Genomic DNA, 13,012 nt, shown 5'->3' with positions numbered 1-13,012 from the left:
GCCACCTCGGACGCAGCGGCGGACCGGGCGCGGCCGGCCGGGACGAGCGCCGCGATGCGCCTGGTGCTGCTGGCGACGGTCGTCGGGGTGCTGGTCATCTCGGCGGCGGCCAGCCTGCAGATCTACTTCCGTCAGCAACGCCAGCTCGCCGAGCTGCGCACCGAGATCACCCAGCGCCAGGCCGCGATCGAGGACCTCAACCGCCAGCTGGCGGAGTGGAACGACCCCGCCTACGTCCGCCAGCAGGCCCGCGGGCGGCTCGGCTGGGTGATGCCGGGGGAGACCGGCTACCGGGTCATCGGGGCCGACGGCAAGCCCGTCGAGGGTGCCCGTCTGGAGAGCCAGCGAGCCGACCAGGCCACCCCGGCCGCCGACGCCTGGTGGCTCAAGCTCTGGGGCACCACGACGACCGCCGACCGTCCCACCCCCGCCTCCGATGTCCCGGTGGGGTCCTCGACGACCGAACCGTCCGCCGCGTCGAGCCCGGCCCCCGCGGCCGGCGCGACGGTCACCGGGAAGTCGCCGGCCACCGGGAAGTCGACCCCGGGCGGGCCCCGGACGCTCACCTCGGTGCCGGAGACCGGTCCCACCCCGTGATCGGACGCCCCGCCCCTGATCGGGACGGTCCCACCCCTGATCGGACGCCCCCCACCTGATCGGACGCCCCACCCCTGATCGGACGCCCCACCCCTGATCGGGGCGGCTCGCCCCGCCGTAGGCATGCCAGACTGGGCCCCATGGTCGAACCGATGAGCCCCCACGACGAGCAGGTCATCACCGAACAACTCGGCCGGATGCCCCGCGGCGTGGTCGGTGTCGCCTGGCGTTGCCCCTGTGGCCGGCCGGGCGTCGTGGCGACCGCACCGCGGCTGCCCGACGGGACGCCCTTCCCGACCACGTACTACCTCACCTGCCCGCGGGCGACCTCCGGCTGCTCCACCCTGGAGGCCTCCGGGCTGATGGCCGAGATGACCGACCGTCTCGGCTCCGACCCGGAGCTTGCTGCCGGCTACCGACGTGCCCACGAGGCCTTCCTGACCGACCGTGAGGCGCTCGGCCAGGTCGCCGAGATCGACGGGATCAGCGCCGGCGGCATGCCGACCCGGGTCAAGTGTCTGCACGTGCTCGCCGCCCATGCGCTCGCGGCGGGACCGGGCGTCAATCCACTGGGGGACGAGACCGTGGCGGCGCTGGGCGAGTTCTGGGAGCGGCCGTGCCTCGAGGAGCGGGACGCCTGATGCGGGCCGCGGGGATCGACTGCGGGACCAACTCGCTGCGCCTGCTGCTGGTCGAGGGCGACCCGGCCGGCGGCGCGCCGGCCGAGCTCTCCCGGCAGCTGCGCATCGTCCGGCTCGGCGAGGGCGTCGACGCGACCGGCGAGTTCTCGCCGGCAGCGCTGGAGCGTACGTTCAGCGTCCTCGATGAGTACGCCGCGATGATCCGCGCCACCGGCGTCGATCCCGGGCACGTCCGGATGGTCGCGACCTCGGCCGCGCGTGACGTACGCAACCGGGACCGCTTCATCGACGGGGTCCGCGAGCGGCTCGGTGTCGCACCCGATGTCATCCCCGGGCGCCGGGAGGCCGAGCTGTCCTTCACCGGCGCGGTCGGGGGGTTGCACGCGGCCGGAGTGGACCTCACCGGGCCGGTGCTGGTCACCGACGTCGGCGGCGGCTCGACCGAGTTCGCCGTGGGGGATCCCGACGGCACGGTCCGGGCGTTGACCTCCCTCGACATCGGGTCGGTGCGGTTGCGGGAACGTACGATGCCCGGTGACCCGCCGAGCTCGGCGGAGATCGCCGCCACCCGCGACCTCGTCGACCGGGCCCTGGACGAGAGCGGCCTCGACTTCGCCGCCGTCCGTGAGTGGGTCGGCGTCGCCGGCACGGTGACCTCGCTGATGGCCGCCCACCTCGATCTGCCGGACTACCAGCGCGACAGGATCCATGGCGCCCGGATGCCGCTGGACACGCTGCAGGCGCTGGCCGACCGGTTCTGCACCCGGACCGTCGAGCAGCTGCGCCGGATCCCCTCCCTGCACCCCCGGCGGGCGGAGGTGATCAGCGCCGGCGCGGTCATCCTGGAACGGATCTCCCGGCGCCTCGACGTCCCCGGGCTGCTGGTCTCCGAGACCGACATCCTCGACGGTGTGGCGGCCTGGGCCCTGCGTGGCGACCGACCCGTGCGGTGACTGATCCGTGCGGTGACTGATCAGCGTGTGACTGACCCGCGCGTCGGGTGACGACCGAGGATCGTACGATCTGCGACGCCACCACGAGGGGGGATCGTACGATCCTCCCGGGCCCCCGTAGCCCAAGGGCAGAGGCAGGCGGCTTAAACCCGCTTCAGTATGGGTTCGAATCCCATCGGGGGCACGACAGAGAAGGCCCCTCGATCCACGCAACGGCGCGGATCGAGGGGCCTTCTCGGTCCGGGAACCGCGACAAGTGCCGGAAAAGTACCCGTTCGGCCGCCGGAGCCCGTCAGCCGAGCTCCTGCTCGCCAGGCCTTGTGCGGGGCCGGCACCTCGAGGTCGAGGAGGGACTCGATCGAGGCTCACCGCACCGTCGTGTTCGCCGCCCGCAGCACCGACGCCTGGGCACGCAGAACTTCCGCGAGTCGTCGGGTGCCTTCGATGATCTGCGCGTGGGTGGCGGCGCCGTAGGAGAAGCGCAGGAAGGGCGCCGGGGGTTCGTCCACGAAGAAGTGGCGGCCGTCGCCGACGAGCACGCCCGCGGCATAGGCGGAGGCGGCAACTTCGCGGGTGTCGGTGCTATGCGGGAGCTGCGCCCAGAGGTGGATGCCGCCCTGCGGGGTCGCTTGTAGGCGCGCGCTCGGCAAGGTTGTGCGGATCGTCGTGAGAAGGATGTCACGGCGGGTGGCAAGTTCGGTGCGGAGGCGCTTCAGGTGCCGTGGCCAGACGTTCGAGGTGAGCAGTGAGCACGCGATCTCCTGCACCATTGGGGCGACGCAGAGGTCGTCGGCGGTGCGCGACGCGCGGAGGCGTTCACCTGCTGGACCGCGCGCGATCACGGCACCGATCCTGAGCCCTGGCGAGGCCGGCTTCGACAGGGTGAGGATCGACACGACATGCCCGTGTGGGTCTTCGGTGAACAATGGCGGCGGGATCTTTCCGTCGATGCTGAGGTACCTGGCCCAGTCGTCCTCGATGATGAACGCCCCGTGCCCGGCGGCGAGTTCGAGCACCTGCGTGCGGCGCTCCGCGCTGAGGACCGCGCCGGTGGGGTTCGCGTAGCTCGGTTGCAGGTAGATCACCCGCGCGCGGGTGCGTTCGAGGGCGTCGGCGAGCAGGTCGACCCTGATCCCGTCGCCGTCAGCGGGCACCGAGGCGAGGGCGAGCCCAGCGCTCTGTGCCGCGAGGATCGCACCCGGGTAGCTCGGGCTCTCGGTGATGACGGTCGATCCCGGCTCCGCGAGTGTGCGCATCGCGAAGACGAGCCCCTGCTGCCCGCCCGAGACCACGAGCACATCGTTCGGATCGGCCCGGTACTCGGCGGCGAGCACGCGCCGCAACTCGGGCGATCCGGCAGTAGGGGTCATCAGCCAGGCGCGGGCGCTCTTCGCGGCCCGCGATCCGATGCGGTGCAGATCCTCAGTCGGCAGCAGTTCCGGCGCGAGGTACCCCCACGAGAGCGGGATGTGCTCCGGGGTGCCGTACCCGCCGAGCCGAGCCGCCCGATCCGCGTCCACGCGGGCGGGGCCGAGCGCCTGCGACTGCCAGGAGAAATCGGGTTCGGGAAGCCGCTCGCGGCCCGCGACGAACGTCCCCCGCCCCGGCTCCGCCCGCACGAGCCCTGCCGCGCTGAGCTCCGCGAGCGCAGCGGAGATCGTCGCGGCGCTCGCCCGGAACTCTCTCGACAGCTCCCGCACGCCTGGCAGCTTCTCGCCAGTCATCGCCGTCGCTATCCGGGACTGCAGAAGCGCCGCAATTTCTGACGATCTGTTATCGTTGGACATGAAGTCAGTAAATAACGTTACTCTCAATAATGCAACACCGTTACACTCTTTCCCGGGTGTTCGGTTCCTCGCATCGGTGGTGCGGCTGTGAGCCGGGGCGCAGCCGTGCTGCGGGACGTGTCGGTCTCCGCGGTCGTGGCCGGGTGCCTCTCCGCGGTGATCAACTTCGCGGGTCCGTTCCTGATCGTGCTCGAAGCCACCCGAGCCGCCGGGCTGAACGAGGCGCAGACGGCTTCGTGGGTGTGGGCGCTGTCGATCGGGAACGGTGTGTGCAGCATCGTGCTCAGCCTGTTCACCCGCATTCCGGTGATCGTGGCCTGGTCGACGCCGGGAGCGGCGCTGCTGATTGCCTCCCTCGGCGGCTTCTCGTTCGCGGAGGCCGTGGGCGCGTTCCTCGTCGCCTCGGTCGCGGCGGCGATCGTGGGGTGTACGGGCTGGTTCGGGTGGCTGTTGTCAAAGGTGCCCGGTCCGGTGTTGCAGGCGCTCCTCGCCGGGATCCTGCTGCCGTTCGTCATCACTGCAGCGGGTGCGTTCGCGAGTGCCCCGCTGATCGCGGGCAGCATCGTGGTGACGTTCTTCATCGGTAAGCGCTTCTTCGATCGCTTTGCGGTGCTCGCCGCCCTCGCCGCAGGCCTCGTGGTGACCTGGTCGACAGGATCCTTCAAGGTGGTCGCGCCGTCGTTGATGTTGGGCGGCCCGGTGTTCACGATGCCGGTGTTCACGCCGGCGGCGCTCGTGAGTGTCGCGCTGCCGCTGTTCATCGTCACGATGGCGTCCCAGAATGCGCCCGGTCTGGCGCTGCTCCACTCGCAGGGGTATCAGCCGAACGACCGCCTGCTCGTCGGCATGATCTCCGCGGTGTCGGCGGCGCTCGCTCCGTTCGGTGCGCACGGCATCAACCTCGGCGCGATCACGGCCGCGATCGCGCTCGGCCCCGAGTCCCACCCGGATCGCGCGAAACGCTACATCGCAGGCCTCTCCGGCGGGCTCACATATCTTCTGGTCGGGTCGTTCGGCGGCGTGCTCGTGGCCGGGTTCCAGGCGATCCCCGCCGAGACGGTGTCCGTGGTCGCTGCCGTCGCGCTCCTGGGCTCCGCGCTCACCGCATTGAAGGGAGCGATGACAAGCGACGCCCGTACCGGACTCGCCGCGATCACCACCCTCGCGGTCACCATGTCCGGCCTCGTGCTGTTCAGCGTCGGTGCGGCGTTCTGGGGCCTCGTCGGTGGCACCGCCGTCTACGTCCTGCTGACGCCACGGCGCCTCTCGGCTCCGACCGGCGACCCGACCGACGCGGAGAGAGCGGCGGCCGCAATGGCGAAGTGAGCACAAGCCGTTTCGTCGCCCCTTTCGCCTCGCTCCACGGCGCCGTTGCTGGGTGAACGAGCTGGGTACCTACGAAGCTGCGCCCACGCCGCGAGAGGGAGCAGAAGACTGGGTCGAGCAAACGACACAGAAGTCCTCGATCGCTGCGCTGCGGAGGTGTTGTCTCACCACTACTCAGCGGTACTATGTATTTGTAGTCAGCGACACTGAGTAGCGAGTGGAGGTGTCAGATGGGCAGGCAGATCACCGAGATGCTCAAGGGCACGCTGGAGGGCATCGTCCTCGCCATCCTGTCCGTACGGCCCGCGTACGGCTACGAGATCACCGCCTGGTTGCGCGGGCAGGGCTTCACCGACATCGCCGAAGGCACGGTCTATGCCCTGTTGATCAGGGTCGAGCAACGGGGCCTGGTCGATGTCGAGAAGGTCCCGTCGGAGAAGGGGCCGCCGCGCAAGGTCTACTCGCTGAATCCCCAGGGCCAGGAGTACCTCGCAGAGTTCTGGAGGACCTGGAGCTTCCTCTCCGAACGACTGGAACACCTCCATGAACGACTGGAACAGCTCCCCGAAGGAGGCAACTGAGATGGCCGCGAAGTGGCTCGAGACGATCACCGGATCGCTCGAACAAAAGAGGGAATACAACCGGTACCGAGCTCGCCTCGACGCGCTGCCCGAGCCGTACGGCACGGTGGCGAAGGCGTTGCACCGGTACTTCATGTACAGCGCGGGCACCCCGGAGGGTGACGTCGCCCTCACCATGATGGGTGACCTCACCGACCTGTGGGAACGCGCCGCGGCCGACGGTACGCCGGTACGGGACATCGTCGGAGCAGACCCGGTCGAGTTCGCCGACACCTTCGTCCAGGCCTACCTGGGCAAGCGGTGGATCGACAAGGAACGAGCTCGCCTGACCGACGTGATCGAGCGGGCCGAGCGAGGAGAGTCGACATGACCGCAGAGACCTCAGGGACCGCAGAGGTGGCCGTCCGGGTGCGGGGCCTGGAGAAGTCGTACCGGAATGTGGCAGTGCTGCGCGGCGTGGACTTCGACGTGGCACGGGGCAGCGTCTTCGCCCTGCTCGGCTCCAACGGGGCCGGCAAGACGACGGTCATCAGGATCCTCGCCACGCTGCTGCGGGCCGACGCCGGAAGCATCCTGGTCGACGGCGCCGATGTCGCCACGCAGGCCACACGGGTACGTGGGTCCATCAGCCTGACCGGACAGTTCGCCGCGGTCGACGAGATCCTCAGTGGGCGGGAGAACCTGCTGTTGGTGGCCCGATTGCGGCACGTCAAGGATCCGAGCCGGGTCGCGGACCAACTGCTCGAGCGCTTCGCGCTGACCGAGGCAGCCTCCCGGCGAGTGGAGACCTACTCCGGTGGGATGCGCCGCCGGCTCGACATCGCGATGAGCCTGATCGGTGATCCGCGGATCATCTTCCTCGATGAGCCGACGACCGGGCTCGACCCCCAGTCGCGTCTCGAGGTCTGGCAGGCCGTCAGAGAACTCGCCGGCAACGGCACCACCGTGCTGCTCAGCACGCAGTACCTCGGCGAGGCCGAACAGCTCGCCGACCGGATCGCGATCCTCCACGAGGGTCGGATCATCGTGGACGGCTCCCTGGCCGAACTCAAGCAGCTGCTGCCGCCGGCGACGGTCGAATACGTCGAGAAGCAGCCGACCCTCGAGGACGTCTTCCTGGCGGTCGTCGGTGGCGACCGCGGGACGACGGACGTCGGGCTCGGCCGGCCGGCCCCGATGAGAGAGGAAGAACGATGACCGGACATGCTGTCGGCGACACCGCCGTCCTGCTGGGGCGGTCGTTGCGCCACATCGTGCGCAGCCCGGACACGATCATCACGACCACGATCATGCCGATCGCCTTCCTGCTGCTCTTCGTCTACGTGTTCGGCGGCGCGATCAACGCGGGCGCGGGACCGTACGTGGACTACCTGCTGCCCGGGATCCTCCTCATCACGATCGCCTCGGGCATCTCCTACACCGCCTTCCGGCTGTTCCTCGACATCAAGAGCGGCATCTTCGAACGCTTCCAGTCCATGCCGATCGCCCGATCGGCGGCGCTGTGGGCACACGTGCTGACCTCCCTGGTCGCCAACCTGATCTCGGTCACCCTCGTGGTGCTCGTCGCTGTCCTGATGGGCTTCCGCTCGGCGGCGGGGGTCGGCGCCTGGATGGGGGTCGCGGGCATCCTGGTCCTTTTCACCCTGGCGTTGACCTGGATCGCCGTCATCCCCGGTCTGTCCGCGAAGTCCGCGGACGGGGCGAGCGCCTTCTCCTACCCGCTCATCTTCCTGCCCTTCATCAGCTCGGCCTTCGTACCCACCGCCACCATGCCCGGCCCGGTGCGCGCCTTCGCCGAGCACCAGCCGGTGACCGCGATCGTGGATGCGATCCGAGCCCTGTTCACCCAGCAGCCGGTCGGCGACGACCTGTGGATCGCTCTGGCCTGGTGCGTCGGGATCCTCGTCGTGGCGTACGTCCTCGCGATGGTCACCTATCGCCGCCGGATCTCCCGGTAGAGCGCGCCACCGGTCCGTTGTGTCGGACGGCCCGGTGGCGGGCTCGCTGCCCTCATCAGCTCGGGCGCGCTGTGGCTCCCGGCCAGGTGTGTCGGTCATCCGTCATCCGTTGTCCCCCGCTCCGACCCGGACCTCTCCAGGGTGAGCAGCGTCTGCTTGGCCGCTGTCCCGCCGAGGTAACCGCCCAGTCCGCCGTCGGTCCGCACCACCCGGTGGCAGGGCACCACGATGGGCAGAGGATTGGTCGCGCAGGCCGTTCCCACCGCGCGGGAGGCCTTGGGGTTGCCGACCCGTTCGGCGACCGCGCGGTAGCTGAGGGTGTGTCCGTAGCGGATGTGTGGCAGATAGCGCTGGACGGTCTGTCGGAACCCTGACGAGAGCACGAGGTCGACCAGCAGGTCGAAGGACCGGCGGGAGCCGGTGAAGTACTCCTCCAGCTCCTTGGCCGCCGGGTCGAGCAGCTGCGGCGCCCGCAGGATGCGCGGGCTGAGCCGGCTGGCCAGCGCCTCGAGAACGCTGTCGAAGCCCTCGAGCTCGAAGGCGACCCGGACGAGCCCCCGCTCGGTGGCGGCGAGCAGCAGCGGGCCGAGGGGGGAGTCGACCGTACGGTAGGCGATGTCCAGCAGGCTCCGCTCCGCCGCCGCGCGGATCAACCGGGCCTCGAGCGCCGAGACGTCGCGCGGGTCGACCGGCGCGAGTGCCTCGAACCCGGCGGGAGCCGACGTGCTGGCTGTCGTGGCGGTGTCTGTGGTCGCGGTGTTTGTGGTGGTGTCTGTCGGGACAGTGCGCGGTGCGGCCGTGTCCGTCCCGGCGGCGTCTCTCGTGGCGACGCCTGGTGCGGCAGCGTCTGTCATGGTTCCACTGGTGGGGTCGATGATCATCGTGCCCCTCCTTCCTGGGCGTCCCCCGTCCGATAGGTGCGGCGCAGTGAGCGGATGCCGTCCGACGCGGCGCGCCGTACCGCCTCCGGCGTTCCCCCGATCAGCTCAGCGGTCTCGGCGTGGGAGAGCCCGCCGAACCAGTGGTAGGCCACGGCGAGGCGCTGGCGCTGCGGCAGGCGACCCACCTCGGCCCACAGCTCGTCGCCATCAGGATCCGGGGTGCCGAGCACCGAGACCCGGTCGGGCACCGTCGCGGTCGGCGCTGCCCGGCGGGCCCTGGCCCGCACCACGTCGATCGCCTTGCGGTGGGCGACCCGGACCAACCAGGCCTCCATGTTCGTCCCCTCCTCCAGGCCGGGCCATGCGGTGAGAGCCGCCAGGAACGTCTCTGACCAGGCGTCGTCCGCGTCGGGGCCCGGGCCGAGCACGGCGCGGCAGACCCGGAGCACTGTCGCTCCGTGGTCGTCCACCACCCGCTCGAACGGTTCTCGCATGTTCATCACCCGGTAGACGCACCGGCCCGGGCAGATGTGAGGTCGGGGCCGATATTCGTCGGCATCCCGTACGGATCCGTCATGACCAGACGCCCGAGCTGCCCCGCCGGTGCGAGCCGACCAGGTGGGTGTCGAGCACCCCGACCGACTCCAGCAGGGCGTACATCGTGGTGGGGCCGACGAAGACGAAACCGGCTCGGCGCAGCGCCTTCGCCAGGGCCTCCGACTCGGCCGATCGGGTCGGTGTCTCGGCCAGCGTCCGCGGGGCCGGGGTGGTGGCCGGGCGGAACGACCAGACCAGGCCGACCAGCCCACCGTGCTCGCGCAGCGCGACGGTCGCCCGGGCGTTGGTGATCGTCGCCTCGATCTTGCGTCGGTTGCGGATGATCCCCGGGTCGGCCAGCAGCCTGGTCACGTCCGCCTCGGTGTAGCCGGTGACCCGATCAGGGTCGAAGCCGTCGAACGCCGCCCGGAACGCCGATCGCTTGCGGAGGATGGTCAGCCAGGAGAGACCGGACTGGAACGCCTCCAGGCTCAGCTTCTCGAACATCCCCCGTTCGTCGCGGATCGGCATGCCCCACTCGGTGTCGTAGTACTCGCACAACAGCGGGTCGCTCACCGCCCACCTCGGGCGGGCCAACCCGTCCTCGCCCACCACCAGGTCGGGCGAGCCGGGACCGGAGGAAACGGAGTCGGAGGCAACGGGGTCGGGGGAAGTGGAGCCGGGGGAGAGAAGATCGTCGGGAGCGGCGTCGTCGGGCAGCCGGCCGACGTCAGGGGTCGCCATGGCCCGATCGTACGTGCCCCCCGGCAGGCCCGATCGTACGTGCCCCCCGGGCAGGCCCGGTCGTACGTGCCCCCCGGGCAGGCCCGGTCGTACGTGCCCGGGCAGGCCCGGTCGTACGTGCCCGGGCAGTCGCCGGCCTGCGGTGATGCCCGGATGCCCCTGCGCCCCGGCGCGGAGGACGGCCCACAATGGCCCCATGCCCATCCTCAACAAGGACATGACCCTCTGCATCTCGCTGTCGGGGCGACCGTCCGACATCGGTACCCGTTTCCACAACTACCTCTACGACAAGCTGGGCCTCAACTACATCTACAAGGCCTTCTCGACCGACGACCTCGAGGGGGCCATCCGGGGCGTACGGGCCCTGGGCATCCGCGGCTGCTCGGTGTCCATGCCGTTCAAGGAAGCGGTGATCGCGCTGGTCGACGAGATGGAGCCGTCCGCGGCGGCGATCGAGTCGGTCAACACGATCGTCAACGACGGGGGCCGGCTGTCGGCCTCCAACACCGACTACGAGGCGGTCGCCAGCCTGCTGGCGAGCCACCGGGTCGACCCCTCCCTGCCGGTCCTGGTCCGGGGATCGGGCGGCATGGCCAAGGCGGTGGTGGCGGCCTTCCGCGGTGCCGGGTTCGACGACCTGACCGTGGTCGCGCGCAACACCGCGGCCGGTCCGGCCCTCGCGGACACGTACGGCTACCGCTGGGTCGCCGAGGACCCCGCGCCCGGCGCGCAGGTGCTGGTCAACGTCACCCCGCTGGGCATGAACGGGCCGCAGGCCGACACCCAGTCCTTCTCCGACGCTCAGATCGCGGCGGCGAGCGTCGTCTTCGACGTGGTCGCCCTCCCGGCCCTGACCCCGCTGATCCGGGCCGGGCGCGCGCAGGACAAACACCTGATCACCGGCGCCGAGGTGATCGCCCTGCAGGCGGCGCGCCAGTTCGAGCGCTACACCGGCGTCCCCCTCACCCCCGAGCTGGTCGCCGAGGCCTCGGAGTTCTCCCGGGCGGAGTGAAGGCCGCCGGGCCTGTCGGGAGTCGTGTCGGCCCTCGGGACGGTCGGGTGTGGCCGACCTCAGGGGTCCTCCGGGTTTGTCCCGGGGCTCGGGCCGGACATCCCGGATCGCCCCGTCGGCTCCGTACGATGGGGGCGTACCTCCTGAACAGAAGGATTCACGCGCATGCGTTCCAACAATCCCGTGCTCAACCGCTCGGCCTCGTTCAACCCGCAGGCCGGGCAACAGGCCGGTTATGCTCCGCAATACCAGGGCCAGGGCTTCGACCCGTACGCCGCCCCGCAGCCCGTCGACCGGATGACGATGGACGACGTGGTCACCAAGACCGCCCTCACCCTCGGAGTCGTCGTCCTGGCGGCTGCCGCGTCGTGGCTCCTGGTCCCCCCGGCGCTGGTCGGCGTGGCCTGGATCGGCTCGGCCGTCGCGGCCCTGGTGGTCTCCTTCCTCGTCATCGGCCGCCGAGGCGTCCGCCCCGGCATGGTGATCACGTACGCCGCCCTCGAGGGCATCTTCATCGGGATCTTCTCCAGCTTCCTGGAGAGTCTGTTCCCCGGCATCGTGGTCCAGGCCGTGATCGCCACCTTCGTCGTCGCCGGCCTCGTCCTGGCCAGCTACAAGATCTTCAACCTCGAGCGCTTCGCCAACCGGATCTCGCGCGGTCTGATGATCGCCACCGGCGCACTGGCCGTCGTTTATCTGCTCAACTTCGTGCTGTCGCTGTTCGGCGTCCGCACCGGGATCATCGGCTTCGGACCCCAGGCCGGCGGGCTGGCCTTCCTCGTGACGGCCGTCGCGATCGGGCTGGCCACGATGAACCTGCTGGTCGACTTCGCGTCCATCGAGGACGGCGTCCGCCGAGGGGCCCCGGCCGACCAGTCCTGGGTCGCCGCGTTCGGCTTGACCGTCACGATGGTGTGGCTCTACACCGAGTTGCTCCGGCTGCTGTCGTACTTCCGCCAGAACTGACCGGCGGCGCTGGCACCGACCCGGCGCCGTGCCTCGCGGTAGGATCGTGGGGCAGCACCGTACGACGGTGATGATGGTCCGTTCCTCGACCGGCGCGCCGGCGATCTGTGCGGGAGACGCTGATGAAGTTCAACGAGAATGCCGACCTCGACCCCTCCCGCGCCACGTCGGGCGGTGGTGGCGGTGGCGGGCGGATCGCGATCGGTGGCATCGGCGGCCTGGTCCTGATCCTGGTGGCGCTCTTCTTCGGCATCGACCCGGCCAACATCCTCGGCGGCGACCAGCCCGTCGACACGGCCAGCACCTCCACCGGGCAGAACACCCTGCAGAAGTGCACGACGGTCAAGGACATCGAGGCCAATCCGCAGTGCCGCTTCGTCGCCTACCAGAACTCGCTGGACCGCTACTGGGGCAGCGTGGTCAAGGGCTACACCCCGGCCAACCAGTTCGTGATGTTCACCGGACAGATCCAGACCGGGTGCGGCACCGCCACCTCGGCGGTCGGTCCCTTCTACTGCCCGGCCGACGAGAAGGTCTACCTCGACGAGTCGTTCTTCACCACGCTGAAGCAGCAGTTCGGCGCCACCTCGACCCCCGCGGTCGAGGCGTACGTGATGGCGCACGAGTACGGCCACCACGTGCAGAACCAGATCGGCGTGCTCGGCCAGGTGAGCAAGGGCGGCACCGGCGCCGACTCCGCCTCCGTCCGGTCCGAGCTGCAGGCCGACTGCTTCGCCGGCGTGTGGTTCGCCAATGCGGCGAAGGACACCAAGGGGCCGATCGCCCAGGTCACCGAGCAGGACATCCGCGAGGCCCGGGCGGCCGCCCAGGCCATCGGCGACGACCGGATCCAGCAGAACACCACCGGCCGGGTGGACCGGGAGGCGTGGACCCACGGCTCGTCCGCGCAACGGGAGAAGTGGCTGCTGCAGGGCTACCGCTCCGGTGACCCGAACACCTGTGACACCTGGTCGGCGCGCACTCTGTGACCATCGGCACGTACTCCGCGACCATCTGCACGTACCCTGC

The 13,012-nt window shown here is 70.3% G+C and carries 15 protein-coding genes and 1 tRNA gene; 12 read left to right on the top strand and 4 right to left on the bottom strand.

The features are described from left to right. Window positions 1-54 precede the first annotated feature (54 nt). The 4 genes from VB059_RS06465 to VB059_RS06450 all read left to right on the top strand — a co-directional run bounded on the left by VB059_RS06465 (window position 55) and on the right by VB059_RS06450 (window position 2,375). On the top strand, window positions 55-597 hold the full coding sequence (locus VB059_RS06465; RefSeq protein WP_323421203.1) for a septum formation initiator family protein: 543 nt from the start codon (window positions 55-57) through the stop codon (window positions 595-597). Between the two features lie 140 nt (window positions 598-737). Beyond that, window positions 738-1,238 carry a DUF501 domain-containing protein gene (locus tag VB059_RS06460; protein ID WP_323421202.1) on the top strand — a complete coding sequence of 167 codons (501 nt, stop codon included), beginning with the start codon at window positions 738-740 and terminating at the stop codon, window positions 1,236-1,238. Then, window positions 1,238-2,191, top strand: coding sequence for a Ppx/GppA phosphatase family protein (locus VB059_RS06455; RefSeq protein WP_323421201.1), 954 nt, complete (start codon window positions 1,238-1,240; stop codon window positions 2,189-2,191). The genes VB059_RS06460 and VB059_RS06455 overlap by 1 nt, the downstream gene beginning before the upstream one ends. A gap of 111 nt (window positions 2,192-2,302) precedes the next feature. After that, window positions 2,303-2,375: transfer RNA gene (locus VB059_RS06450), tRNA-Leu, on the top strand. A gap of 181 nt (window positions 2,376-2,556) precedes the next feature. Here the strand turns inward: VB059_RS06450 and VB059_RS06445 are convergent. Then, window positions 2,557-3,978 carry a PLP-dependent aminotransferase family protein gene (locus VB059_RS06445; RefSeq protein WP_323421200.1) on the bottom strand — a complete coding sequence of 474 codons (1,422 nt, stop codon included), beginning with the start codon at window positions 3,976-3,978 and terminating at the stop codon, window positions 2,557-2,559. An 87-nt stretch (window positions 3,979-4,065) separates the two neighbouring features. On the opposite strand from VB059_RS06445, the gene VB059_RS06440 reads away from it, so the two are divergent. The 5 genes from VB059_RS06440 to VB059_RS06420 all read left to right on the top strand — a co-directional run bounded on the left by VB059_RS06440 (window position 4,066) and on the right by VB059_RS06420 (window position 7,843). Next, window positions 4,066-5,304 carry a benzoate/H(+) symporter BenE family transporter gene (locus VB059_RS06440; protein ID WP_323421199.1) on the top strand — a complete coding sequence of 413 codons (1,239 nt, stop codon included), beginning with the start codon at window positions 4,066-4,068 and terminating at the stop codon, window positions 5,302-5,304. Between the two features lie 230 nt (window positions 5,305-5,534). Continuing rightward, on the top strand, window positions 5,535-5,885 hold the full coding sequence (locus VB059_RS06435; RefSeq protein WP_323421198.1) for a PadR family transcriptional regulator: 351 nt from the start codon (window positions 5,535-5,537) through the stop codon (window positions 5,883-5,885). Window position 5,886: 1 nt separating this feature from the next. Continuing rightward, window positions 5,887-6,255 (top strand): DUF1048 domain-containing protein, encoded by a 369-nt coding sequence (locus VB059_RS06430; RefSeq protein WP_323421197.1) that lies wholly within the window; start codon window positions 5,887-5,889, stop codon window positions 6,253-6,255. Beyond that, window positions 6,252-7,082, top strand: a complete 831-nt coding sequence (locus tag VB059_RS06425) for an ABC transporter ATP-binding protein (RefSeq protein WP_323421196.1) — start codon at window positions 6,252-6,254, stop codon at window positions 7,080-7,082. The genes VB059_RS06430 and VB059_RS06425 overlap by 4 nt, the downstream gene beginning before the upstream one ends. After that, a complete protein-coding gene (locus VB059_RS06420; protein ID WP_323421195.1) occupies window positions 7,079-7,843 on the top strand; it encodes an ABC transporter permease in 765 nt (254 codons plus the stop codon). Before VB059_RS06425 ends, VB059_RS06420 begins: the two co-directional genes overlap by 4 nt. A gap of 95 nt (window positions 7,844-7,938) precedes the next feature. Here VB059_RS06420 and VB059_RS06415 read toward each other — a convergent pair whose 3' ends face one another. From VB059_RS06415 to VB059_RS06405, 3 genes are all read right to left on the bottom strand, one after another. Continuing rightward, window positions 7,939-8,697 (bottom strand): methylated-DNA--[protein]-cysteine S-methyltransferase, encoded by a 759-nt coding sequence (locus VB059_RS06415; RefSeq protein WP_323421194.1) that lies wholly within the window; start codon window positions 8,695-8,697, stop codon window positions 7,939-7,941. A gap of 23 nt (window positions 8,698-8,720) precedes the next feature. Continuing rightward, window positions 8,721-9,218, bottom strand: coding sequence for a sigma-70 family RNA polymerase sigma factor (locus tag VB059_RS06410; protein WP_323421193.1), 498 nt, complete (start codon window positions 9,216-9,218; stop codon window positions 8,721-8,723). Window positions 9,219-9,297: 79 nt separating this feature from the next. Beyond that, window positions 9,298-10,005 (bottom strand): DNA-3-methyladenine glycosylase I, encoded by a 708-nt coding sequence (locus VB059_RS06405; RefSeq protein WP_323421192.1) that lies wholly within the window; start codon window positions 10,003-10,005, stop codon window positions 9,298-9,300. 196 nt (window positions 10,006-10,201) lie between these two features. Between VB059_RS06405 and VB059_RS06400 the strand changes: the two genes are divergently transcribed. From VB059_RS06400 to VB059_RS06390, 3 genes are all read left to right on the top strand, one after another. After that, entirely contained in the window at window positions 10,202-11,017 is an 816-nt protein-coding gene (locus tag VB059_RS06400) for a shikimate 5-dehydrogenase (RefSeq protein WP_323421191.1), read from the top strand. 165 nt (window positions 11,018-11,182) lie between these two features. Then, window positions 11,183-11,983: a Bax inhibitor-1/YccA family protein gene (locus VB059_RS06395; RefSeq protein ID WP_323421190.1), complete on the top strand. Its 801-nt coding sequence runs from the start codon at window positions 11,183-11,185 to the stop codon at window positions 11,981-11,983. 122 nt (window positions 11,984-12,105) lie between these two features. Beyond that, complete coding sequence (locus VB059_RS06390; RefSeq protein WP_323421189.1) at window positions 12,106-12,972, top strand: neutral zinc metallopeptidase; 867 nt, start codon at window positions 12,106-12,108, stop codon at window positions 12,970-12,972. Window positions 12,973-13,012: the final 40 nt, after the last annotated feature.

The organism is Raineyella sp. (assembly GCF_034933565.1).
Taxonomy (GTDB): domain Bacteria; phylum Actinomycetota; class Actinomycetes; order Propionibacteriales; family Propionibacteriaceae; genus Raineyella.
The sequence above is the reverse complement of the archived record's forward strand: the minus strand, read 5'-3'. Positions and strand labels throughout refer to the sequence as shown.